Source organism: Chryseobacterium sp. MMS23-Vi53 (assembly GCF_047651245.1).
Taxonomy (GTDB): Bacteria; Bacteroidota; Bacteroidia; order Flavobacteriales; family Weeksellaceae; genus Chryseobacterium.
In genome coordinates, this window is the sequence record NZ_CP180265.1 from 443565 (window position 1) to 468767 (window position 25203).

18 protein-coding genes are annotated in these 25203 nt (G+C 33.4%); 8 read left to right on the plus strand and 10 right to left on the minus strand.

Annotation, left to right across the window (positions count from 1 at the left end; all coding sequences use genetic code 11):
• Positions 1-150 precede the first annotated feature (150 nt).
• The 4 genes from ACKX2A_RS02075 (at position 151) to ACKX2A_RS02090 (ending at position 4266) form a co-directional block, all read left to right on the plus strand.
• Positions 151-942 (plus strand): S1/P1 nuclease, encoded by a 792-nt coding sequence (locus ACKX2A_RS02075; protein WP_415327366.1) that lies wholly within the window; start codon positions 151-153, stop codon positions 940-942.
• Positions 943-1539: 597 nt separating this feature from the next.
• Positions 1540-2406 (plus strand): RNA polymerase sigma factor RpoD/SigA, encoded by an 867-nt coding sequence (locus ACKX2A_RS02080; RefSeq protein ID WP_027385416.1) that lies wholly within the window; start codon positions 1540-1542, stop codon positions 2404-2406.
• 151 nt (positions 2407-2557) lie between these two features.
• Positions 2558-3148: a hypothetical protein gene (locus ACKX2A_RS02085; RefSeq protein ID WP_415327367.1), complete on the plus strand. Its 591-nt coding sequence runs from the start codon at positions 2558-2560 to the stop codon at positions 3146-3148.
• Positions 3148-4266, plus strand: a complete 1119-nt coding sequence (locus ACKX2A_RS02090) for an FAD-dependent monooxygenase (protein ID WP_415327369.1) — start codon at positions 3148-3150, stop codon at positions 4264-4266. The genes ACKX2A_RS02085 and ACKX2A_RS02090 overlap by 1 nt, the downstream gene beginning before the upstream one ends.
• 70 nt (positions 4267-4336) lie before the next feature.
• Here the strand turns inward: ACKX2A_RS02090 and ACKX2A_RS02095 are convergent, their stop codons facing one another.
• The 8 genes from ACKX2A_RS02095 to ACKX2A_RS02130 form a co-directional block, all read right to left on the minus strand.
• The gene (locus tag ACKX2A_RS02095; RefSeq protein ID WP_415327370.1) at positions 4337-7126 is read right to left on the minus strand and encodes a multicopper oxidase domain-containing protein; all 2790 of its coding nucleotides are present in this window, start codon (positions 7124-7126) and stop codon (positions 4337-4339) included.
• A gap of 346 nt (positions 7127-7472) precedes the next feature.
• A complete protein-coding gene (locus ACKX2A_RS02100; RefSeq protein ID WP_415327372.1) occupies positions 7473-7946 on the minus strand; it encodes a DUF3347 domain-containing protein in 474 nt (157 codons plus the stop codon).
• Positions 7947-8054: 108 nt separating this feature from the next.
• A complete protein-coding gene (locus ACKX2A_RS02105) occupies positions 8055-8432 on the minus strand; it encodes an HYC_CC_PP family protein (RefSeq protein ID WP_415327373.1) in 378 nt (125 codons plus the stop codon).
• A gap of 171 nt (positions 8433-8603) precedes the next feature.
• On the minus strand, positions 8604-10838 hold the full coding sequence (locus tag ACKX2A_RS02110; RefSeq protein ID WP_415327375.1) for a TonB-dependent receptor plug domain-containing protein: 2235 nt from the start codon (positions 10836-10838) through the stop codon (positions 8604-8606).
• A gap of 261 nt (positions 10839-11099) precedes the next feature.
• The gene (gene kdsA, locus ACKX2A_RS02115; protein WP_415327376.1) at positions 11100-11909 is read right to left on the minus strand and encodes a 3-deoxy-8-phosphooctulonate synthase; all 810 of its coding nucleotides are present in this window, start codon (positions 11907-11909) and stop codon (positions 11100-11102) included.
• Positions 11910-12155: 246 nt separating this feature from the next.
• Positions 12156-12680, minus strand: a complete 525-nt coding sequence (locus ACKX2A_RS02120; RefSeq protein ID WP_415327377.1) for a DUF1697 domain-containing protein — start codon at positions 12678-12680, stop codon at positions 12156-12158.
• Positions 12681-12807: 127 nt separating this feature from the next.
• Positions 12808-14295, minus strand: coding sequence for a hypothetical protein (locus ACKX2A_RS02125; protein ID WP_415327379.1), 1488 nt, complete (start codon positions 14293-14295; stop codon positions 12808-12810).
• Positions 14296-14389: 94 nt separating this feature from the next.
• The gene (locus tag ACKX2A_RS02130; RefSeq protein WP_415327380.1) at positions 14390-17875 is read right to left on the minus strand and encodes a DUF2723 domain-containing protein; all 3486 of its coding nucleotides are present in this window, start codon (positions 17873-17875) and stop codon (positions 14390-14392) included.
• 223 nt (positions 17876-18098) lie between these two features.
• Between ACKX2A_RS02130 and ACKX2A_RS02135 the strand changes: the two genes are divergently transcribed.
• The 4 genes from ACKX2A_RS02135 to ACKX2A_RS02150 all read left to right on the plus strand — a co-directional run bounded on the left by ACKX2A_RS02135 (position 18099) and on the right by ACKX2A_RS02150 (position 23678).
• Complete coding sequence (locus ACKX2A_RS02135; RefSeq protein ID WP_415327382.1) at positions 18099-19136, plus strand: PLP-dependent cysteine synthase family protein; 1038 nt, start codon at positions 18099-18101, stop codon at positions 19134-19136.
• Positions 19137-19213: 77 nt separating this feature from the next.
• Positions 19214-20485, plus strand: coding sequence for an aminotransferase class I/II-fold pyridoxal phosphate-dependent enzyme (locus ACKX2A_RS02140; RefSeq protein WP_415329522.1), 1272 nt, complete (start codon positions 19214-19216; stop codon positions 20483-20485).
• 81 nt (positions 20486-20566) lie between these two features.
• Positions 20567-21445, plus strand: a complete 879-nt coding sequence (locus ACKX2A_RS02145; protein ID WP_415327384.1) for a DMT family transporter — start codon at positions 20567-20569, stop codon at positions 21443-21445.
• A 40-nt stretch (positions 21446-21485) separates the two neighbouring features.
• Complete coding sequence (locus tag ACKX2A_RS02150; RefSeq protein WP_415329524.1) at positions 21486-23678, plus strand: B12-binding domain-containing radical SAM protein; 2193 nt, start codon at positions 21486-21488, stop codon at positions 23676-23678.
• Positions 23679-23974: 296 nt separating this feature from the next.
• Here ACKX2A_RS02150 and ACKX2A_RS02155 read toward each other — a convergent pair whose 3' ends face one another.
• Together ACKX2A_RS02155 and ACKX2A_RS02160 are read right to left on the minus strand one after the other, a co-directional pair.
• Positions 23975-24805: a hypothetical protein gene (locus tag ACKX2A_RS02155; RefSeq protein ID WP_415327385.1), complete on the minus strand. Its 831-nt coding sequence runs from the start codon at positions 24803-24805 to the stop codon at positions 23975-23977.
• Between the two features lie 79 nt (positions 24806-24884).
• Positions 24885-25166 (minus strand): FoF1 ATP synthase subunit delta/epsilon, encoded by a 282-nt coding sequence (locus tag ACKX2A_RS02160; protein ID WP_415327387.1) that lies wholly within the window; start codon positions 25164-25166, stop codon positions 24885-24887.
• Between the last annotated feature and the right edge of the window lie 37 nt (positions 25167-25203).

The following is a 25203-nucleotide window of genomic DNA, read 5'->3' on the forward strand; positions in this document are numbered from 1 at the left end:
AAATTTTAAGGCTGAGTTTAAACTTTAGGCATAGAAATGAATATATTTAATTTCAATTTTAATATTTGGTTAATTTTTTAAATGCTTGCTTTAACCTTAAGCTAAACCTTAAATTAACCGTATCTTTGCACCCTGAAAATGTTATTTACAATGAAAAGTATTTATTCTAAAATTTTGGTTTTAGCATTCATTGCATCTTCGCTTTATTCGTATGCATGGGGATTGACGGGGCACAGAATTATTGCAGAAATTGCAGAAAACCACCTTTCGGGGAAGGCAAGAAGAGAGATCAAGAAAATCATGGGAAGAGAGCGTCTTGCTTATTGGGCAAACTGGCCGGATTTCATTAAATCTGACACTACCGGTGTTTGGAAACAGGCTTCAGCGTGGCATTATGTAAACATCGATCCACAAACGGATTTCAAAGCTTTTGAGAAGAATCTGGAAGCTCAGGCTGGTCCGAGTTTGTATACCCAGGCGAAAGTTTTGTCGAGCCAGATTAAAGATGAAAAAACTTCTGAAAAAGACAGAAAAATCGCATTAATTTTCTTAATTCACATTATGGGAGATCTGGCTCAGCCTTTACACGTAGGAAGAGCGGAAGATTTGGGTGGAAACAAAATTAATGTAACTTATTTTGGAGAAAAAACAAATTTACACTCAGTTTGGGACGGAAAATTAGTAGATTCTCAAAAATACAGCTATACTGAATATGCTAAATTATTGGATATTAAATCTAATGATGAAGTAAAACAAATCCAGACAGGAACTTTGGAAGACTGGTTGTACGATTCTCACAAAATTGCGAATAAAATCTACGCACAGACTCCAAATGATTCTAAATTATCTTACGATTATCTGTATAAATTTAATGATACTTTGGAAAGACAGCTTCTTTATGGAGGTCTGAGATTGGCGAAAATGTTGAATGATTTGTTTTAATTTAGTTGATGGTTGACTATTTTTAGTTGATTTTCAGACTTTAAATAAATTTTAATCATTCATAATTATATAAGCGAAACTTTGGTTTCGCTTTTTTGTTTTTAAAAAGTACTAAATTAATTTTTGAACTTAATGATTTACCACAAAGTTTGTCATGCTGGAAGCATCTAGGCACGAATCTTTCCATAATTATATTTATAATACTAAGCCTAGATCTTTTTAGGATGACAAACTTTGTGAATATTTTTTCGAATGTTGAAAATGATGACTGCAACTCTAGCCCCGATTGCAGCGGCATCCTTTTTTGTTGCGGGTGGAGCAAAGCGGAAGCCGTAATGAAAAAGATATAGCGGAAAGCGGGATTAAGCTCCAAATAAAATAATTACAAGACCTCTCGATACATTTTTTTCAAAATCTACTCGAGGTGACAAAGAAATTATAAAACAATAAAATCTTCGTTCTGTGGCGTGAGAGCTATAATTTACAACTAATTTTTCAATTTTAATTTAAATAAATAAAAAATAATTGAAACATGTGTAACCTTTTTACTTTCTCAAACGTATAATATATACAAACTCTTTTTTGAGGAAAAAATAGATGAGACAATTAAAAATCACTAAGCAGGTTACCAACAGGGAAACTGCTTCATTAGACAAGTATTTGCAGGAAATTGGTAAAGTTGAACTAATTACAGCAGACGAAGAAGTAGATTTGGCACAAAGAATACGTGCGGGCGACAGAGCAGCACTTGAGAAATTAATTAAAGCCAACCTTCGTTTCGTAGTTTCAGTATCTAAACAGTACCAAAATCAAGGTCTTTCTTTACCCGATTTGATTAATGAAGGGAATTTAGGACTGATGAAAGCGGCAAAAAGGTATGATGAGACGAGAGGTTTCAAATTCATCTCTTACGCGGTGTGGTGGATTCGTCAATCAATTTTACAGGCTTTGGCTGAACAGTCGAGAATTGTAAGATTACCATTGAATAAAATCGGTTCCATCAACAAAATCAACAAAGCTTACGCTCACCTTGAGCAGGAAAATGAAAGACCACCTTCTCCGGAAGAATTGGCTGAAGTTCTTGACATGAGCGAGGAAGATATCAAAGAATCAATGAAAAATTCCGGTAGACATTTGTCTATGGATGCGCCTTTGGTAGAAGGTGAAGATTCTAATCTTTATGACGTATTGCGTTCCGGAGAATCTCCAAGCCCGGATAAAGATTTGATGCTTGAATCTCTACAAATCGAGATCGAAAGAGCATTAAATACTTTGACTCCAAGAGAGGCTGATTTGGTAAGATTATACTTCGGATTGAACGGAAAACATCCGATGACTCTTGAAGAAATCGGTGAAACTTTCGATCTTACGAGAGAGAGAGTTCGTCAGATCAAAGAAAAAGCGATCAAGAGATTGAAACACAATACCAGAAGTAAGATTTTGAAATCTTATTTAGGTAAATAATTTTAACGAATAATGTATAGGCGGAGCTTGATTTTCAGGTTCCGCTTTTTTTGTAACTAATTTTGAATTATCTTCAACTCATTAAAACGAATTGACTGTTATATTTGTCATCTGAAAAAAGTAAAGGATTTCCACAATAATAAAATAAACCATGAAAAAAATACTTCTCTCTTCTGCTCTATTTTTATTGATAATTTCATGTAAAGAAAATAACAACACAGATAGAAATATTGTAGAAAAAGCAGCTGAAAACACTGAATCTAGCTTCACAATAAATAGATTAAGCAAATCGCAATCAATTATTGATGGAATTTATTCTGAAAAAATTAAGGATGATTCCAAACTTTTAGAATTAGATGAAAGATTTCAGGGAATTCAAAATGACAACAGAATTATGAAAGATCTTTATGATAATGTAACAAATTCATCTGAAGATTATTATGCTGATGCGGAAAGAAGGGCGAAAAATATTATGGATTCGACATTACAAAAAGAAGTTCTGGATCTTTTAAAGAACAGTTCCGAGAAATATGATGTTAAACTTAATAAATTGAATGAGTTGAAAGTTCGGATTAACCTTAATTTTATACAGCTTTCTTCATTTTATGACGCATATAAAATCAAAAAAACTCTTCCTGAAATTGAAAATTATCAGGATTCTCATCCATTGGACACAGATAGTTTAGAAAATTTTATCAAAAAGCAAAATCTGTTATTGAACGAGCTGAAAAATTTAAAATAATGAATTCAATTTCAATCATCGGAGCAGGAATCGGAGGTTTAACATTGGGAAATATTTTAAAGCAAAATAATCTTGATTTTACAATTTACGAATCTGCCCCTGAAATAAAACCCGTCGGCTCAGGAATTATGATGGCCATCAATGCGATGCAGGTTTTTGATAAATTGGGACTAAAAGAAAAAATAGAAAAGGCAGGAAATAAAATTCATGGAATCTCAATTACTGATGAAAATCTTAAACTTATCTCTAAAACAAATGTTCTTGAACTGGAAAAGAAATATAATTCCTGTAATGTAGCCATTCACAGAGCAGATTTGCAAAGAATTCTGGCTGAAAATATAGGTTTTGAAAATATTAAATTAAACCATTCTTTAAAAGAAATTCAAAAGAAGGAAAATTATCTTTTAAGCTTTGAAAATGGAACAAAAATTGAAAGCAAAATTATTTTCGGAGCAGACGGAATTCATTCAAAAATTAGAAATCAAATTTTTAAAACGGGTAAAATTCGTAATACACAGCAAATGTGTTGGCGTGGATTGGTTGAGTTTGATCTGCCTGAAAAATTTCATCAGAAAGCGATTGAAACTTGGGGCAAAGGAAAGCGCTTTGGTTTTGTAAGAATGACTGAAAGAAAAATATATTGGTATGCAGTCATTAATCAAGAAATATATAATCGTAATAATAGTCTTATTGAAAATTTTCAAGGTTTTCATCCATTAATTAATGAAATTATTGAATCTACTTTACAAGAAGATATTATTCTTAATGATATCATCGATTTGTCTCCTGTTCCCAGATGGCACACAGAAAATCTTTGTTTAATAGGCGATTCAGCCCATGCGACAACTCCCAATTTGGGACAAGGCGCCTGTCAGGCAATTGAAGATGCTTATATCATTGGAAAGTTATTAGAAAAAAATAAAGATTTTAACATCATTTTTGAGCAATTCCAGCAAATAAGAAGAAAAAAAATAGATCATGTTGTAGACACAAGCTGGAAACTAGGGAAATTTTCCCAATGGGAAAAAGGGACTCGATTGCGAAATTTAATAATGAGATTAGTTCCTGAAAATGTAAATCAGAAAATGGTTGAAAGAGTTATACAATTGGAAATGTGATTTTTATATTAAGAAAAATCCTCCACGGTTTCAAAAACCTTGAAGGATTAATTATTTAAATATTATTTTATTAGTACATCAAAGTAATTCCGGCTCCCCATCCCATTTCATTATCATAATTTCCGGAAACCGATAACCATTTTTGTAAAATATAGCGTAACCCTGTATTAAATTCTCCATCAGAATTAACTGTAAAATTTCCTCTCAATCGTCTGGAAAGCGGAATATCTTCCCGACTTAGCTCCAATAAAACCTTTCCATTCTGGTCTACACTTGCATCAGCCGTAATCAGCATGGGCAAAACATATTGCATTCCCACAATAAAAGCCGCTTTTGTTTTGGAAGCTTTCTGTTGTCCGAACCATGTTTTCTTACCTTGAAAATCCATTCCCATATCTTCCGCCATTTGTCGTTCCATAATTTCATGATTTTTCTGAATTCTGAAACCTGCATAAGGCAATGCCCATTGGAATTTTCCTAAAAATCTTCCGACTTTAAAATTTCCGTCAAAATGATTAAAATCCCAATTAGAATGAAATTCATTCAGGTTCGCCCATCTCGGTCCGAACATCGTCATTGTTTCCGCATGTAATTTATTAGACTGAATATCAAGCATTGCCATCGAACTTACCATCCTGTTATCTTTCATAAAATCTCTCCAAGCCAATTTTCTGTTAGGAAGCTGAGGATTCGGTTTTGAATTTTCATAACTAAAAATTCTTCCCATTCCCGCCATCATGTGATAAAGAATGTGACAGTGAAAAAACCAGTCACCATCTTGGTTTGCAGCAAATTCGATCGTATTGGTTTCCATCGGCATAATGTCTACAACGTTTTTAAGTGGCGAATATTCACCTTTAGAATTTATCAATCTAAAATCATGACCATGAAGGTGCATCGGATGGCGCATCATCGAATTATTATACATCGTAATTCGCAGAATCTCCCCTTTTTTAACCAAAATTTTATCCGTTTCTGTAACCGTTTTATTGTCCAGCGTCCATAGATAATGGTTCATATTACCTTCTAATCTGAAGTTTAATTCACGAACATTTTCTATTGGAAGAATTGTTTTCTCAGGTGATTTCAACATATTGTAAGACAATCTTTTAATCGACTTTTCTTCCTGCATATTCATTTCCGAATGATTGGAATGACCTTCATTATCCTTTTCTTTAGTTTTAATCCCAATCATTTCATTCATATGTTTCATCGTCATTTTTCGCTGACTTTCAGAAAGTTCCGGATACATTACCTCATTCATGTCCATCATTTGATTGCTCATCGTCATATTCATTGGCTTCATATTTCCGCTCATTTCCATCATTCCGTTCATCATTTTCATGCCTTCAAACAGTTTTAATCTTGGCAAATTCGGAGCTTCAATTTTCTCTCCTGAACCCAGCCAAAGCGAGGCGTGACCAGTTCTGTCTTCCGAAGTTGCACGAAATTCAAAGCTTTTATTTTCGGGAATCGTAACCTCAATATCGTAGGTTTCTGAAACTCCGACAATCAAACGGTCTACTTCCACAGGAACAATGTCATTTCCATCATTTCCGACAACTTTTATTTTCCCACCTCCGAAATTCAGCCAAAAATAAGTGGATGAGCCTCCGTTGGCAACTCTTAATCGAACTTTATCTCCCGCTTTTAATTGAGAATATTCAGAACTTGGCTGCCCATTGATGAGAAATTTATCGTAATAAACATCACTTACGTCCATCGCTTCCATTCTTTTCCATTCATTCAGGGCTTTTGTTCCGAAATTGCCGGATTTTATAGCTTCCCAGTAACTTTGAACTGCATTTTTCTTAATCGCATACCAATCCGTATTCGCCATGTGAAGTCTTCTCGCAATCTGCATCGGATCATCATCACTCCAATCTCCCAATAACACAGGAATTTCTCTAGTGTAATTCACTTTTGGCTCTCCTTCTCTTTTATTAAATACTAAAATTCCGTTCATCCCAATCTGTTCCTGCAAACCTTCATGAGAATGATACCAATAGGTTCCATTTTGAGAAATTTTGAACTTATATAAATGCGTTTCTCCAGATTTTACAGGCTTAGTCGTTAAATAAGGAACACCATCATGTTCATTCGGTAAAATCACGCCATGCCAGTGAAAACCTGTGTTTTCTTTTAACATATTGTGAAGATAAATTTCTGCAGTGTCTCCTTCTGTAAAATATAAAGTTGGAGCCTGTAATTTTCCGTTTACAGCAATCGCGCGACGGTTTTTTCCTGTAAAATTGACGATCGTGTCTTTTACATATAAATCGTAGCGAACCGTTTTTCCTCCAAAACTTACTTTTCCATTTTCTGAATTTCTTTTTAAAACAGAATTTTGAGGTTCAAAATCAGGCTTTTGGTCAGATTTATTTTCAATTTCAACTAAATCCATTCCGCATTTTGGGCATTTTCCCGGTTTGTCGGAAATCACTTCAGGATGCATCGGGCAAGTATATTTTTGAAATTGAGTTTGAGGTTTAGGCTGAGATTTTGATTGAGTTAAAATTTTATCGTCAGATTTATTTTTTGAATTTAAAACAGACTTAATAATATTCGATTTCTTATCTTTTTTTACATCAATTTTTTTATCAATCCTATCCTTATTCTTACTTTTAATTTCTGTTGATTTTATCTCTGTTTTCGGAACAGGTTTTACATCAGGTTTCGCAACAACTTTTGGTTTTATAATAACTATTTTCTTCCTCAAAGTCATCCCGCATTTCGGACAGTCACCGGGTTTCGAAGAAACCACTTCAGGATCCATCGGACAGGTAAAGTATGTTTTTGTTGTTTGTGAAAAACTGAATACAGAGAACAAAAGCATCAGAAATATTATTATTTTTTTCATAATATTTCGAAGTTTTTTGAAGTTGTATAGCTTGAATTTTAGTATTTTAAATATTGAATTTGTTTAAACTTTTTGAAGCTATTTCCCGCTTTTCACTGTATCTTTTGTTACGCTTTGCTACACAAAAGGATGCCGTTACAATCGGGGCTATGGCGAAAGTCATCTATTTAAAAATTAGAAAATATCCACCAAGTTTGTCATTCCGTAGGAATTTAGACATTAATCTTTCAATACTGTTTATAATACTATGCTTAGATCCTTTCAGGATGACAAATTTTGAAAATATATTTAAAGTAAAATTTAATTTAAGCTATACAACTTATTATTTTAAAATAAGATACAATAATTATTTAATTGTAGACTTTACATTTCCGCAAGAAAGCATGGATTTTCCGTAATAAGGATTTACAATTTTAGCTTCATCGCTCAACCAGCTACCGTCTGCCATTGGACAATATTGAACGTAAACCGGATTTTCAGAAACTTTGAATTCTTTCGCTAAAGCAATCATATTATCTGAAAGGTTCATGAAAGTTTCTCTTTGAGTATTGATATTTCTTGCTTCAGAAATTGCTGTCGCATCTTTTCTAAGAATATTCAGATTTCCTTCTGAAATTTGCTTAACATCTATCGCAGAAGCCGTTTTGATGAACTCTATCGCTGCTTTTGAAGTTTTGTCTGCATCATCTGAAGCCAAAGCTGATTTTATGGCAATATAGTTTTGATAAAGTTTACTAACCTGTGCATCTTTTTTAGATTGTGCTGCAATTGAAATGATTGAAAATAAAGAGAATACTGCTGTAATGATATATTTTTTCATTGTTTTAAGTTTTAGAATTAAATTTTAATAAAGAATTGTTTTAAATATCGCATAGTGCGACAAGACGTGTCGTTCGTAATGATTGAATGATCAAACGACTAACGAATTTTAAATTCTAAAATTACAATGATTGATAAAGATCGGAACCGACCTATTTTCCGGCGGCGCATTGATCTGAATCTGAGCAAATTTTGTAGCTGAAAAAGATCGATCTACAAAGAAAAATTCATGTTTTGGAAACTCTGAAATTTGTTTTAAGAAATCGATTTTAAGAAAATCTGATTTTTGAGAATCATCGACTTTTACCCATTTGATTTCTGTTTTACAGCAATCTTTCTTGGTTTTAACACCACATTTGCTGCAAACATCTTCAACTTTCTGGCTTACAGAGGAAAATTCATTCATGCAATAATGAACACTAAAAACCGCTCCGGAAGAAAATCCGAAGTAGAAAATAGAAAACAATATGGCAAGAATCTTTTTCATTGAAGCAAAGTTAAAAATAACTTTGATATAGATGTTATAGAATTTTGTATTGTTGTTATAAAATTTAGGAAAAGAAAAGCTCCTGAGATTTTCAGAAGCTTTTATTATTTATTTCCCACAGATCTCACTGATTTTCACAGATGATTGAGGATATTCTCTTAATTGTAAATCTTAATTCTTCTTAGAACCAATTTTAAATTCAAGTTTTACGTTGAAGAAACGTCCTGTTAAACGAACAGGAACAGGATACATTAAACTTGTATTCGCGTCTGTAATCCATTGATTCGCAACTGTATTTCTGATATTAAATGCATTGAAAACCTGTACTCCTAAAGTTAATTCATCAAAATTACCCCAAAATCCGTATGCATTATTTTTTTCTTTAGGATCAATAAATACATAAGAAAGCCCTAAATCTACCCTTTTATAAGAAGGCAATGTTTTCTGATATTGATAAGGATCTGTGAAAACCGGCGCTCCTGTTGGTAATCCCATCGCATAAACTAATGTAAGATTTACACGCATTTGTGGGAATCTTGGCATATAATCCTGATAGAACATCGCAAATCTGAAACGTTGATCTGTCGGTCTTGGAATATCTCCTCTTCCATCAACATTTTCATATACTCTTGCGTAACTTGCAGACAACCAGGAATCAACACCGGGAACAAATTCCCCGAATAATCTTGTATCAATTCCGTAAGCATAACCTGAAGCATTATTTTGACCTGTGTAACGAATTCTCACATTATCCATATAATACGGAATAAGATTATTCATTTTTTTATAATAAAGTTCAGTTGTTAACTTGAACGGTCTGTCATCAAAATAAAATTCATAATCATTAGCCAAAATAGCCTGAATGGATCTCTGAGATTTAATATTTGGATTAAAATTTCCTTCTAAATCTTTAATTTCCTTATAGAAAGGAGCCTGATAATAAACCCCTCCCGAAAGTCTGAATAACATGTCGGTATTCCAATCCGGTTTGATAGCAAACTGCGCTCTTGGAGAGAAAATAGTTTCATTATTAAAACTCCAGTGTGCAACTCTTGCTCCGGCGTTTACAAATACCTTATTGCTGCCCCATAAAAACTTCTGAGAATATTGTGCATAAGCAGACATTCTCGTTGGCTGAATATGGTTTTGCCCGGAAATATGATAAAATAAATCCAGATCTGCAGGAACTCTAGGATCAATTACCGCAGGAATTGGTGTACTATATCCAGAAGAATCTACCAATTTCCATTCGTTGGTAAGATCTTTTAAGTTTTCTTTTTCGTATTTAAAACCAACTTCAATATCTGTATTTACATTCGGTGAAAAACGAGTTCTGAACTGTGCTCCATATGTTCTTACAAACAAATCATTACGTGCGTGTTCTATTTGTCCGCCTGTGTCATAAGAAGTAACTGGCGCTCCTGTAATTGGGTCAAAAGTCTGTAAAATATAAGCAGAAGCAATCGAGTAATATTCTCTTTCACGGTTCTGATAAGCAAAAGCATCCAATGTAAATCTCCATTTATCTGATGGTTTGTAGTTCATTGAATAAGTCCCCATCATGTTTTTATACTTATCATCTTCGCTACCTCCATAATATACATTCAACTTTAGAGGTTGGTTAAGACTTCCAAAATCTACTTCTCGTGTCCTTGGAATCATTTCATAATCATTCTTAGAGTAATATCCGATGAATGACATGCTAAATTTTGGACTAAAATGGTAATTCAGATACGTTTGGAAATCCATGTATTTTGGATTGAAATCTGTATCCTCTTTTAAAGTATTTAAAACAAGATTCGTATTTCTATATCTTCCTGAAAATAAAGCAGTAAACTTTTTATTTCCTTCACTGTCTTTCCCTGCTCCGAAACCTGTTGTTAATCTTCCTCCAATTAAACTTGCTTCTCCTGCAACTTCAAAATTTTGAGGTTCGCGATAATAAATATTTAAAGCTGAAGACATTTTATCGCCATATCTCGGTTCAAAACCTCCTGCAGAGAAGTTTACGGTCGAAACCATATCCGGATTAATGATACTTAAACCTTCCTGCTGAGAATTTCGGATCAGGAAAGGTCTGTAAATCTCGATATCGTTGATGTAGATAAGGTTTTCGTCATAGTTTCCACCACGAACCATATATTGTGAAGAAAGCTCTGTATTGGAGTTTACAGACGGTAATGTCTTGATAATCCCTTCAATACCTCCGGAAATACTTGCTACATTTTTAGCATCCTTAGCAGAAATTTTTATATTGGTTATGTCCTTTGTGCTTCCTGCAACTTTTTTCTGGAAAACGACCTCTTCAATGTCTGTTGTTCTAGCGATTGTATCCTTCTTCTTCTTGACCTGAGAGAATACTAATACTGGGAATATAAGGCTTAGTGGTAAAACTAGTTTTTTCAAAAGAAATGTTTTAAAATTTCAAACGTGAATATATAAATTTTATTTTAACTTATTTAAACTTTCTTTAACATTTCTTAAAATGAAGTTTTTGCAAACTCTGTATCGATTCTTACTCTTGAATTAATCTCTACAAACCTAGCCCCGATTGAAGCGGCATCCTTTTTGGTTGCGGGCGCAGCGAAGCGGAGCCCGTAACCAAAAAGATACAGTGGAAAGCGGGAAAAAGCTTCAAATAAAAAATGAAAGTTTAAACAGTCTAAATTATAAGATTGCTTCTCGTACTCGTGTTAATTTTTGTAATAAATCTTCCAAAAGATCCAGTCTCAACATATTTGCGCCGTCTGATAAAGCGGTTTCCGGAGTTGGGTGAGTTTCAATAAAAATTCCGTCTGCACCCACTGCGATTCCTGCTTTTGCAACGGTTTCTATCAGATCTGGTCTACCTCCGGTAACGCCTGAACTTTGGTTTGGCTGTTGTAGAGAATGCGTAACATCAAGAATTACAGGAGCATACTGTCTCATTGTCGGAATTCCTCTGTAATCAACAATTAAGTCTGTATAACCAAAAGAATTTCCTCTTTCGATGATAGCAACTTTCTGATTATCAGAATCTGTTATTTTTTGAACCGCAAATTTCATAGATTCCGGAGAAAGGAATTGCCCTTTTTTCAACGTCACACATTTTCCTGTTTGCGCGGCAGCAACCAAAAGGTCTGTCTGACGAACCAAAAACGCCGGAATCTGCAGAACATCAACATATTGAGCAGCCAAAGCAGCGTGTTCGTTTTCGTGAATATCTGTTGTTGTCGGAATGTTGAAAGTTTCTCCAACTTTTTTAAGGATTTCCAAAGATTTTTCTTCACCAATTGTCGTAAAAGAATCTACTCTACTTCTGTTAGCTTTTTTAAAACTTCCTTTGAAAATGTATGGAATGTTATATTTATTGGTTAATTCTACTACTTTTTCAGCAATTTTTAATGCCATATCTTCGCCTTCAATGATACATGGACCGGCAATAAGGAAAAAGTTTTTTGAATCTTTGTGATGAATATTATTTAAATACTGAATCATTTTATTTTAATTAAAAAGTTCAGTAAAAATAATGATAAAGTTCGGGAATCGGAAATTATTTGAAGGCTTTAACAGACTATGATTACAATAGTTTTGGTCTTTTGGAATTTTTGATTTTAACTTTAATGCTTATTCTTTTTTATTCTCGCAGATTTGGAAGATTACGCAGATTTTTTTGAAATTATTTCTTACTAATTTTTACGCAAACATCTGCGTAATCTTCCAAATCTGCGAGAGAATTTTACATTAAAACTTCTTCAAAATCTTCTCAAAAGTATTAATATTCCTACTCGTAAACTGATCTTTCAAACTCTTCTTACCCAAAATTTTTCCGAAAGTAGAATCTAAAGTATTTCCTTTTGGAACTTGCCAATAGAAAATATTATTTACGATTTTGGCATCTTCATTTTCTGTTTTTGAAGCATTTTCAAATTCTTGCATTAAAACATTTTCTATTCCATCATTTCCGACAAAAGTATACGAATGAAGTTCATCATTTTTTTCAAAAGGATTTCCGTTCCAGAAATTTTCTATTTCTTCCTGAGATTTGATGAATAAAAATGCTTCGTAACAAAAATGTTCAGACATAGCTTTTTCAAGGATATTCTTTAATTCATCGGATTTTTTATCAGATGAAAAAACAATATTTCCTGATGCTAAAATCGAAACCACATTACTCATTCCCGCATCCTTGAAAACCTGACAGACTTCCGCCATTTTCATGTTGGTTCCTTTTACGTTGACGCCACGGAGAAATGCACAGTATTTCATTTTTTGGTTTTGTTTTAGGGTTCTTGGGTTCGAGTGTCTGAGAGTTTTAGGGTCTTAGAGTTGGAGAATTTTAACTTAAAAAGTATGCGCAAAAATGTAAACTTCCAACATCCTGCTTCCATCTCAATTAATCAATCCTTTCGTACAAGTTATAATCCGTTCCGGAAGGCTTTAAAATATAGATTTTTTCTAAAATTTTATTGTCGCTTTTCAGATGGTCTTTTACTCGGAATTCTTTGATTAATTTATAATGAACTTTCAAATATTCTGCATTTTTAGATGTAAATAAATCATCGTAAGAAAGCAGATATTTTGGTTTTCTGTTCTTCACTGTATTGATCCAGAAATTCGGTTTATCTTTTTTGATTTCTTCCTGAACTTCTTTATCTACCAAACCAACTTCATCAATCGTTTTTAAACCAGAAAAATAAGGAACATAACCAGCCGGCTCAAGGAAAATCCATTCGTTTTTATCTTTTTCGTATTTGTTTAAAAATGTTCCGATTGTTCTTCTGTAATTCCATTCTCCGTTTCCTGTCGCGATGGAATGTATGGTTTGGAATGCCAACATTGGAATGATGTAAACCACGATTAATAAAGATAACCAAAGGTTTCTTTTTACCTTCTGCTCCAAAACAAAAATTAGAACAGGTACAAAAAGCAAGATTTGCGGCACCCAATAATACCAGTCAAAAAGACTTTTTTGTGAAAGGAAAATCAGCTGTTTTACCCATCCGAAAATAAAGATCATCCAAAGGAAAACGTTTCTTTTTTGTCTTTGTCTAATTAAATATATGAAACATAATAATTCAAAAATTAATAAAAGAATCGTCAACGGATTGAAGTCTCCCGGAAGCTTCAGCATTCCCCAGAAGTTTCCAAAATTTAATCTGAAATATTCTAAATTCTGAGCAAATGTAAATTTTTGATCATAAGCCAGTTTTTTAGCAACAATTGTATTATTTACAATTTCACCGAAATAAAACCAGTTGAAAGCCAACGCTGTTGAAATTCCTAAAATTCCGCCAAAAATATAGGTCCATCTAATTTTTTTAGTCCAAAAAATATCAACCAAAAATACAATTCCTAAGAAAATAACGGTATCAATTCTTGTAAATAAGATTAAAACAGGAAGAACAATCAGTACCCATTTTTTGCCTTTATTAAAGCCAAAATAAAGCAAAGCCATTTCTAAAAAGAAAAGAATTCCGTATTCCATCCCGAGAATAGAAATTTTTATTGCTGGTGGTAAAATTCCGATTAAAAATATAAAAATGGCTTTATGCCAAACGTTTTTCAATACCAAATGTGAAAGCAGCAAACTTCCTATCGTGAAAAGTATGGAATTAAATATAAGAATTGGTTCTACGAAGTTTTCTTTTCCGAAAATTAAATTAAAAAAATAGGAAACAAAAACATACAAATGCGTTGTAGATGCGGAAATCTTCGTAGCCCCATTGAATCCGATCACACCGTAATCTAAAAGGTTTTGCGCCACTCTCCAGGTGATAAATGCGTCTTCCTGAATGTAGTGCGTCAGTAAAAAAATGAGTTTAAAAACAACTGTAAAAATTACAGCATAGATTGGGATTTTTTTGTTTTTCGTCTCTGCCATTGTGCTTCTTTGATTTGGCAAATATAATCTTAAAATTTTTGAAATCCCAACACATAAAAAAAACGGAACCGAAGTTCCGTTTTAAATTTTGTTATTATTGTGTCGCTCTGATAATCGAATTAGTGATCTGAGTTTCTTTTTCTTTCGAATAAGTGGAATCAAAAGGCTCCATGACATCAAATAAATATTGATAGAATGGCGTGATCTTTTGTACTTCTTCAGATTCTTTCATCGCTTTTTCTTTGCCCATTTCTTTAAGGTTTTCAACAAATCTATTGAATTTCTTATCGATTGGCTCGATCGATTTTACCAAATAATCGTAAGCTTTATCTTTTTGTCCGATTCTTGTGTAAGCATCTGTAACAGCCGAAATCACAAGAGAATATTCCATTGGTTTTGTTCTGATCTGCTTTCTCAAATAACTTTGATCTGCTCTGCTTAAACTCATGTAATAATCGTACTCTTCAAAGATTCCTTTTTTAAGAACTTCAGCTAGCTGTAATCCTTTTTTCTCTTGTCCTGCAACGATATATCCGTAAACCATTGAACTTAATGAACGAGGATCATTGTATTTCTCAGCAGGGATTTCTTTTGCAGCAAGATCTAATAGTTCTATTGCTTTTCCTTTTTGCCCCATTGTTGCTAAAGCTGCTGCAGCCCTACTTGCAGACGATCTGTAGCTCATAATGTTGGACGTTGCTGTTTCATCAAAGTGAGCATTTAAGTTTTTAAAATTACCCCATCTGAAGTTTTTAACAACATTATATAAAGAATTTGCATCTACTCTTCCCATTTCTCCATCCGGAGTTTGTGGTGTGTGAATTGGAATTAATCTATAACTAAATCCATCAAACTGAAGATATTCATCCAGATAGAATATGTTTTCGCTGTCATAAATACCCCCTGAAGAGAAGTTGATCGGTCTTTTCCAGTCAAAATTTGCCAAAACATCAAGCAGAATCAAATTGTTTTTGTAAAGCGTATTTCCTTTGTAAGTAATCATAATTTGATTTACTGTATTTGGAAGATCTGCCTGATTAATGATTCCTGCTTGTAAAGCGTTGGCTTTATTTACTGGTAAAATGAATTTATTTACGGGTAAAATATTGTATTTCTCAAATTTTTCTTCCCCAAAATACATCTTAAGAAGTTCATCTTTTGCAGGAGATTTATGTTTAAGGAAGTTAATTGCTTCCTTTAACGTCATCGAATCCTGAGTAAGGAATTTTCTGAATTCTGCAAACTCAGTTTCAGGTGCTCCCTGTTCTTTCAACATCGAGAAAAGTCCCTGCCAATCATCTTTTTTCATCATATAGATCTGGTCATTTACACCATCTCTGTAGTCATCGTGAGTTAAAACTCCCGGAACTGCCGCTGCATTATATGTTCTTCTTTTAATTTGATCGATATTCCAGGGTGTTGAAGCTAAGGTAAAGTTGACCACTTTTACATCATCTCTGAAATTTTCAGTTTCCTGAATCGCCCAAACCGGATACGTATCATTATCACCATACACGAAAACAATATCATTTTTCGGTAAAGATTTTAACATAGAATATCCGTAATCGTAAGAAGTATATCTGTCGTGTCTGTTGTGAACATTATAGTTTTGGAAGCCCATCATAAAAGGAACTCCCAATAAAACCACACCCGCAGCAATGTTTGCTCCGTTAGATTTTACTTTAGACTGTAAGAACCAAAGAAGAGCTCCTGCTCCCAATCCGATCCAGATGGCAAATGCGTAGAATGAGCCTACCATTGCGTAATCTCTTTCTCTTGGTTCGAAAGGCTTTACACCTGTATAGAAAATAATTCCGACACTTGTGATGATGAATAACGCTAAGATCGCATAGAATCTTTTAAAATCTCTGTTTAATTGGAAAAAGAATCCGATTAATCCTAAAATTAAAGGTAAAAAGAAGAATTTTACCGTACTTTCATTTTTGAATTTAGCAGGCATTTTATCCTGATTTCCCCACAAAGCATTATCAATAAAAGGAATACCGGAAATCCAATTCCCTCTTGTAATTTCCATATTACCTTCTAAATCATTTTGGCGACCTACGAAGTTCCACATTAGATATCTGATGAAATAATATCCATTCTGAAACGTAATAAAATAATCTAAATTCTGAGCTAAAGAAGGCTTCTGAACATTGATTAAGTTATAAGGTTTTACTTTAAGATAATCTGCAGCCGTAATGGTCTTATCTGCATATTTCTGTCTCATTTCTTCGAAAATCTGCTTAGCTTCCGGGCTGTCTGCAACATCTTCGTTTCCGTAATTGAATGTAAAATCCGGCGCTCCGTACATCGAAATGTAGTTGGCCATCACATCTTTATCTTCATTAAACATTCTAGGCATAAAACCTACATGAGCCTTATTGAAAACATAGTTGAATCGATCTCCTGTTTTTCTGTAAGTTCCTGTTTTTTCGTCTTTTTCATAGATTTCTCCCGTTTTTTGAGTTTTGAAACTTCCGTCTTCATTTTTCTCAATTCCGTTAGCATCCAGGAAAGCCGTATAGTTTTGACCATAACCTGTAGGCCAGTCACCGTATTGTTCTCTGTTATAATAATCCAACATCCCAATCGCGTTGTCCGGATCATTAAGGTTCATTGGTGGATTTGCATTTGCCCTGATAGGAATTACCATCCAGCAAGAGAAACCAATCATCATGAAAACGACCGATAAAGCAATTGTCTGATAAAGATTTTTCTTTAATTTTCTTGAATATTTTATAAGGAAATAACAAATTGCAATCATTAAAATAAACGCCGCAATCGTTCCTGAGTGGAAAGGAAGACCTAATCCATTAACGAAGAAAATCTCAAGTTTCCCAAACATCGTCATGATTAAAGGAAAAATACCTTTAAATACAATCGCAAGAATGATTAAAGTAATTAAGTTTGCCCAAGCGAAATTTTTCCATGTAAATTCGTATTTTCTTGCATAATATATTAAACAAACCGCAGGAATCGCCAACATACACATCATGTGAACTCCCACAGAAAGTCCTAAAATAAAGAAAATAAGAATAATCCATCTCTCGCTGTCTTTTGCGAGATATTCGTTTTCCCATTTTGTAATCAACCATACTAAAAGAGCGATGAACATAGACGCCATCGAATAAACCTCTCCTTCAACCGCCGAAAACCAAAACGTATCCGAAAATGTGAAACACAGAGCTCCTACAACTCCTGCGAAAAGAACCGAAATCTCCTGATGTCTGGTAACTTCATCAAAATCTTTGTTTAAAAGTCTTCTCACAAAATGAGTGATCGTCCAGAACAAAAACAAAATCGTCAGTGCACTGAACAACGCCGACATTCCATTGATCACGATAGAATAATTCTCTCCATTTCCAAAAGCAAAAATGGCTGCCACAGCACCCACAATCTGAAATAAGGCGGCTCCGGGAGCGTGCGTTACTTCGAGTTTTACCGCAGAAGAAATGTACTCTCCACAATCCCAAAAACTGAAATTGGGTTCTATGGTGGACAAGTACGTGAAAAATGCAATGACGAAAACCACCCATCCGAGGACGGTGTTCCATTGCCTAAAAGTCCAATTTTTCATAGTATTAAATCAATTACGCGAAAATAAGGTTTTTCGGTCATTATCTATTGTTTTTAACAAAATTTAAAGATTTTGGCTCGCTTTTTGAAAACTTTCGAGTTTAGATAGTAACAGAAAATAAAATTTTATCTATTTTAGAGGTTAGAAATCAAACAAAAGTTTAGAAACTAAATTTATTTTTTTGTATTTTTGCCGACAGATTTTTATTGAAAAATAACAAATAATGAGTAATGTTTACGATAATATACTTGGCCTAATAGGAAATACTCCTATGGTGAAGCTTAACACTGTGACGAAAGATATTCCTGCAACCGTTTATGCCAAGTTAGAATCATATAATCCTGGACATTCCACTAAAGACAGAATCGCACTTCATATTATAGAAAACGCTGAAAAAAAAGGTTTATTAAAAGAAGATTCCGTAGTTGTAGAAACTACTTCCGGAAATACAGGATTCTCTATTGCAATGGTTTGCATCATTAAAGGATATAAGTGTATTCTTGCGGTGAGCGACAAAACCAAGCCTGAGAAAATTGCCTATCTTAAAGCTTTAGGCGCTACCGTATATATCTGTCCTGCGAATGTACCTGCAGACGATCCGAGATCATATTATGAAGTGGCTAAAAGAATCGCTTCAGAAACACCAAATTCAGTTTACATCAATCAGTATTTCAACGAATTGAATATTGATGCACACTACCAGACTACTGGTCCTGAAATTTGGGAGCAAACGGAAGGTAAAATAACTCACCTTTTCGCTTGTACAGGAACGGGTGGAACTTTATCAGGGTCAGCTAAATTTTTAAAAGAGAAAAATCCGAACATCAAAATTATTGGTGTTGATGCGGATGGATCTATTTTAAAGAGCTACCACGAAACAGGAGAAATTCACAAAGAAGATGTTCATCCTTATCAAATCGAGGGAATGGGAAAAAATCTGATCCCTTCTGCCCTTCTTTTCGATAAAGTAGATGAATTTGTAAGAGTAAATGACGAAATGTCTGCTTACAGAACCCGCGAAATTGCTTTGAAAGAAGCTATTATGGGAGGTTACACAACCGGAGCTGTTACACAGGCATTAATTCAATATGCTCAATCTCACGAATTTACTGAGAACGATATGGTTGTTTTAATTTATCCAGACCACGGTTCAAGATACATCACAAAAGTTTACAGTGATAAATGGATGGCAGAACAAGGATTTGTTAACAATTGTGTTCACAACTACGATGAAGTTTTTAAGACCGAATTCATCAAATAAAATTTAAATAAATCTATACAAATCAAGCCTTTTTGTAATCAGGAAGGCTTTTTTACTTAAAAATATTAATAAAAATGTTGGATATTTTTGACAGAATAAAAGAAAATCCAGGACCTCTTGGACAGTTTGCAGATTATGGTGAAGGGTATTTCATTTTCCCTAGATTAGAAGGACCAATCGGCCCGAGAATGAAGTTTCAGGGCAGAGAAGTAATTTTCTGGAGTGCTAATGATTATTTAGGAATGTGTAATCATCCTGAAGTTTTGGAAGCGGATGCAAAAGCTGCTGCAGAGTACGGAATGTTTTATCCGATGGGTGCAAGAGCAATGTCGGGCGAAACTGAGCAACACTTGCAGTTGGAGAGAGAATTGGCAGATTTCGTTCAAAAAGAATCAGCATATTTATTAAATTTCGGTTATCAGGGAATGGTTTCTACCATCGATGCTTTGGTCGGAAGAAACGATGTTATCGTATATGATGTTGATTCTCACGCTTGTATCGTTGATGGTGTGAGACTTCACGCAGGTAAAAGATTTACATACAAGCACAACAATATCGAAAGCCTTGAAAAAAACCTTCAAAGAGCAACAAAAGTCGCTCAGGAAACTGGCGGTGGTATTTTGGTAATTACTGAAGGGGTTTTCGGAATGAGAGGACAACAAGGTAAATTGAAAGAAATTTGTGAATTAAAATCAAAATATAAATTCAGACTTTTGGTTGACGATGCTCACGGATTCGGAACTCTTGGAAAAACGGGAGCCGGAGCTGGTGAAGAGCAGAAATGTCAGGATAAGATCGATGTTTACTTCTCTACTTTTGCTAAATCTATGGCAGGTTTCGGAGCTTTCATCGCTGGTGATAAAGAAGTGATCAGATATCTGAAATTCAACTTAAGATCTCAGATTTTTGCTAAATCTTTAACAATGCCAATGGTAATCGGAGGTTTAAAAAGATTGGAATTGTTGAGAACAAGACCTGAAATTAAAGCAAAACTTTGGGAAAATACCAATAAACTACAAAACGGTCTTAAAGAAAGAGGTTTCAACATTGGTGATACAAACACTTGCGTAACTCCGGTTATGATGCAGGGAACTCCGGTAGAAGCGACTCTTTTGGTAAAAGATCTAAGAGAAATCTACGGAATTTTTACATCGGTTGTTGTTTATCCGGTAATTCCAAAAGGAATGATTTTATTAAGATTAATTCCTACAGCATCTCATACAGATGCAGAAATTAATGAAACTCTTGCCGCATTTGAAGCAATTCACGATAAATTAGTAAGTGGTTACTATAAAGAGCAGGAGCAAAAATTGTTGGCAGAACAAGGTCTAAGTTTCAAAGAAATTTAATCTCAACATAAAATTTTAAAACCACTGACGCGATCAGTGGTTTTTTATTATTTAATTTTAAAATTTTATAGAACAATAGTAATGAAGTTAAAGGGATATGCTTTAGGAATTGTTTCATCGGTATCGTATGGTTTGATTCCGATTTTTATTTTGCCTGTAAAACAAGCACATTTTTCATTAGACATTACGTTATTTTATAGATTTTTAATTTCTGCCTTAATGATTGGCGGTTATCTACTCTATTCCAAAGAAAGTTTTTCTATCAATAAAAGAGAAGGATTAATTTTAGCAATTCTTGGAATTTGCTATGCACTGTCTTCTGATTTTCTATTTTTGGGATATGATTATCTTTCCGCGGGAATTGCTTCGACAGCACTTTTCATTTATCCTGTTATTGTAGCATTAATCATGTTTTTTGTTTACAAAGAAAGACTTAATAAGCTTTCAGTACTCTCTTTATTTCTTGCTCTTACAGGTGTTATTATTTTATGTTTAAAAGGAAATAGCTTCAAAATCAATTATATTGGATTAGGAATTGTACTTTTCAGTGCTATTTTTTATGCACTTTATATGATTATTGTAAACAAATCTAAAATTAAAGTTTCTGGGTTTAAACTTTCCTTTTATTCTATGCTTTTTACTTCTGGATATTTTATGGTAAAAGCAATAATAGGAAAACAATCATTTGAAATTCCTTCAATACATATTTTCTTTAACTTCACGATTTTTGCATTCATTACAACAGTAGTTTCAATGTTATGTTTAGTTTTTGCTATTAAATATATAGGTTCAGTTCCGACTGCAATTTTGGGAGCTTTAGAACCTGTAATTGCTGTGATGATTAGTGTTATTATTTTTCATGAAAAAATCACTTCTAATTTATTAATTGGAATTACATCCATACTTTTAGGTGTAATTTTAAATATTATTTCAGGAAGTAAAAAAATCGTCCATTCTTAAAATTGAAATATTTAAAATAACTTTGCAAAAATTTTTACAGTTGAAAGATCTGCTTCTTATCACTCCGCCTTTTACACAACTCAATACTCCTTATCCTGCAACAGCTTATATCAAAGGTTTTTTGAACACCAAAAATATTTCAAGCTATCAGATCGATTTGGGGATTGAAGTTATTTTGGACTTATTTTCAAAAGACGGAATTCAGAAAATTTTCAGCAAAGAAATTGATATTCAGAATATTTCAGAAAATTCTCAGAGGATTTTTACATTAAGAGATGAATACATCAAGACAATCGATCAGGTTATTTCATTTTTACAGGGAAAAAATCCAACGCTGGCAAGACAGATTTGTTCTATGAATTTTTTACCGGAAGCATCACGATTCAATCAGCTTGACGATATGGAATTTGCTTTCGGAAATATGGGTTTACAGGATAAAGCTAAACATTTGGCTACCTTATATTTAGAAGATTTATCCGATTATATTGTTGAAAATGTCGATTCCGATTTTGGTTTTAGCAGATACGCCGAAAGATTAGGAAAAAGTGCCAATTCTTTTGATGAATTATATTCAAAATTAAATGATAATCAGACGTTTATTGATGATTTCACATTGAAAATTCTTCAGGAAAAACTTGATTTTGTTAAGCCGAAATTAGTTTGCTTTTCAATACCATTTCCTGGAAATTTGTATTCTGCTTTTCGATGCGCACAATTTATTAAAGAACATTATCCTCACATCAAAACAGCGATGGGTGGCGGTTTTCCGAATACTGAATTAAGAGAAGTTAAAGACAAACGTGTTTTCGAATTCTTTGATTTTATCACTTTAGATGATGGTGAACTTCCTATTGAATTACTTTATCAAAATATAACAAATCCGGTGGCTGATCCTGTCGAAGCCAAAAGAACTTTTTTAATTGAAAACCAAGAAGTTACTTATAAAAATAATTCTAAAAGGAACGACTATAAACAAGCCGATATCGGAACACCCGATTACACTGATTTACAATTAGATAAATACATATCAGTAATCGAAATTGCCAATCCGATGCACAGTTTGTGGAGCGATGGACGATGGAATAAACTGACAATGGCACACGGCTGTTATTGGGGAAAATGTACTTTTTGCGATATTTCTTTAGATTATATTAAAATTTACGAACCTATTTCCGCTAAAATTCTCGTTGACAGAATGGAAGAATTGATCCAAACAACGGGAGAAACCGGCTTTCATTTTGTAGATGAAGCTGCACCACCCGCTTTGATGCGTGAAGTTGCTTTGGAAATTTTGCGTAGAAATCTGGTTGTAACTTGGTGGACAAATATTCGTTTTGAAAAAAGTTTTACACAAGATCTTTGTTTTTTATTAAAACTTTCCGGTTGTGTTGCCGTTTCGGGTGGGTTGGAAGTTGCCAGCGATCGTTTATTAAGATTGATTGATAAAGGTGTTTCTGTAGATCAGGTGGCTAAAGTAACAAGAAATTTTACAGAAGCAGGAATTATGGTTCATGCTTATTTAATGTACGGTTACCCAACTCAGACAGTTCAGGAAACGGTTGATTCTTTGGAAATGGTTCGGCAATTATTCGAAATGGGAATTTTGCAGAGTGGGTTTTGGCATCAGTTTGCAATGACGGCACATTCACCTGTCGGAATAAATCCGGAAGAATTTGGGGTAACTCCGATTAAACAGGAAATTTTATTTGCCAACAATGATATTGATTTTACTGATAAAACTGGAATTGATCATGGAAAATTTAGTTTTGGCTTAAAAAAATCTTTGTTCAATTATATGCATGGAATTAATTTTGAACTTCCGCTTCAGGAATGGTTTGATTTTAAAATTCCGAGAACAACCATTCATCCGGATTATATTCATGATTGTTTATTGGAGGATGAAGATTTTAAATTCAAAGGGAATTCTAAGGTTGTTTTTTTAACCAAAAACGTAATCGCTGAGAATCGCGTAAAAACAAAAAAGAGATATACTTATCCGTATACAAGAATTACAATTCATTTAAAAACAAACATTATCAACATCGATCTGGAGCAGGAACAAGCAGAATGGTTGATGAAAATGTTTGAAGAAAATTCTACAGATCAATCGAAAAAGATAACACTTCAACAATTGAAAAATAATTTTGAAGAAAATCTTGAAGATTTTGAGTTGTTTTGGTTTTCGAAGCCGTTGCAGCAGTTGAAGGAAAATGGCGTGATTTTGAGTTTATAATTTTTTTTTATTATCATAAAAAAATAACCATCTCGTTTGTCATTCCGTAGGAATCTCAACATCATTTCGCTAAAATTCAGACTTAGATTCCTACGGAATGACAAACGAGATGGAAAATTTTATTGAAATAAATAATAAAGAAGAACAAAAATCTCCTGAAAATTAATTTTCAGGAGATTTTAATTTGTAAGTTTTGGCTTAAGCCAATTGAGTTTATATCTTTTGTGTAAACGGGCTAAAGCCCGTTCCTATTGAATAAATGATCCGAAGTTTTATTAAAAATTTGTGTAAAAAATTTACTTTTTATCTTTTTCAACACCATCTTTTGTCACTTCACCAACAATTACTTTTTCCTGTATTTTGATGAAATTCGGATCCATAATTGCCATTCGTTCTGCAATTGCCTTATACGTTGGAAACTTTAAAATAGAAGCCCTTCCCGACATTTCTCGGTAAAGCGTAAAAGTCTTCCCTCCTGCTGTTTTAATCTGCTTTGTTGTAGTAATATACTTTCCTATAAATTTACTGTTTGCATCATAAATTTCGATGTCTACTAATGTTTTATCAGTAATCGTCTCTTCCGAACCAAAACTTGCTGGCAAATTGGTGAAATATCCGACTGGTTTTCCGTTGCTTAAAATCTCTCCAACATTATTCACCGTGATATTTAACTTGTCAATTTTAGCTCTGGTTGTATAAGCATCTTTGGTCTTTGTATCAAGCTTTCTTTTCGGACTATTTTTAAAAAGTTCATCCAGATTTTTGATATTAATTCCTCTTTCATCGATGATTTTTAAGCTTTTTACCGAAGTATACGCTGCAGATTTTTCCTCACCCGAAAAAGCCGAAGGTGAAATATAATCAAGCTCCAGAGTTTTATCCTGATTGTAAATTCTATTCAATTTAATATAACTGTCACGAACGGAATCTACTACACTTTTATCAACGAATTCCACCGTATAAATGGGTGTTTCTTTTAAATCCATGAAAGTATAAATATTTCCTCTATTAGATACTTTTGCAACATGGATCCCTTCAAGGTTTACAATTCCTCTTTTGATTTTGACAGTTTGCGAATTGAATAAAATGCCTAAAATTGTAAATAACATGATTAAACTTTTCTTCATAAAATCAGATTCTTACATCAATAAAAAAAGTGTAACCAAAGTTACACTTTCTTGAAAATATATTTAGCTTTTCATTTAATTATTCACAAAGGATAATTCCTTTATTATGATTAAATTCTACAACACCGCTTTTGATAGGATAAGAATAGATTGAATCTTTATCATTTTCTTTGGTAAGGTTTTTAGCGAAAGCATCGTCGATAGACTTTGCAAATAATTTCACTTTACCACCTACTAAGGAAGAAACAATTCCTGCGTGGTTTGTCATGATGTGGAATTCACCATTTTTTCCAGGCAATAATACAGATTCTACTTCTCCTTCAAAAACTACGTATTCTGGTGTTAAAATTTTTATATTCATTTTAAATTGCTTTTTGCTTTTGGCTAATAGCTGTTGG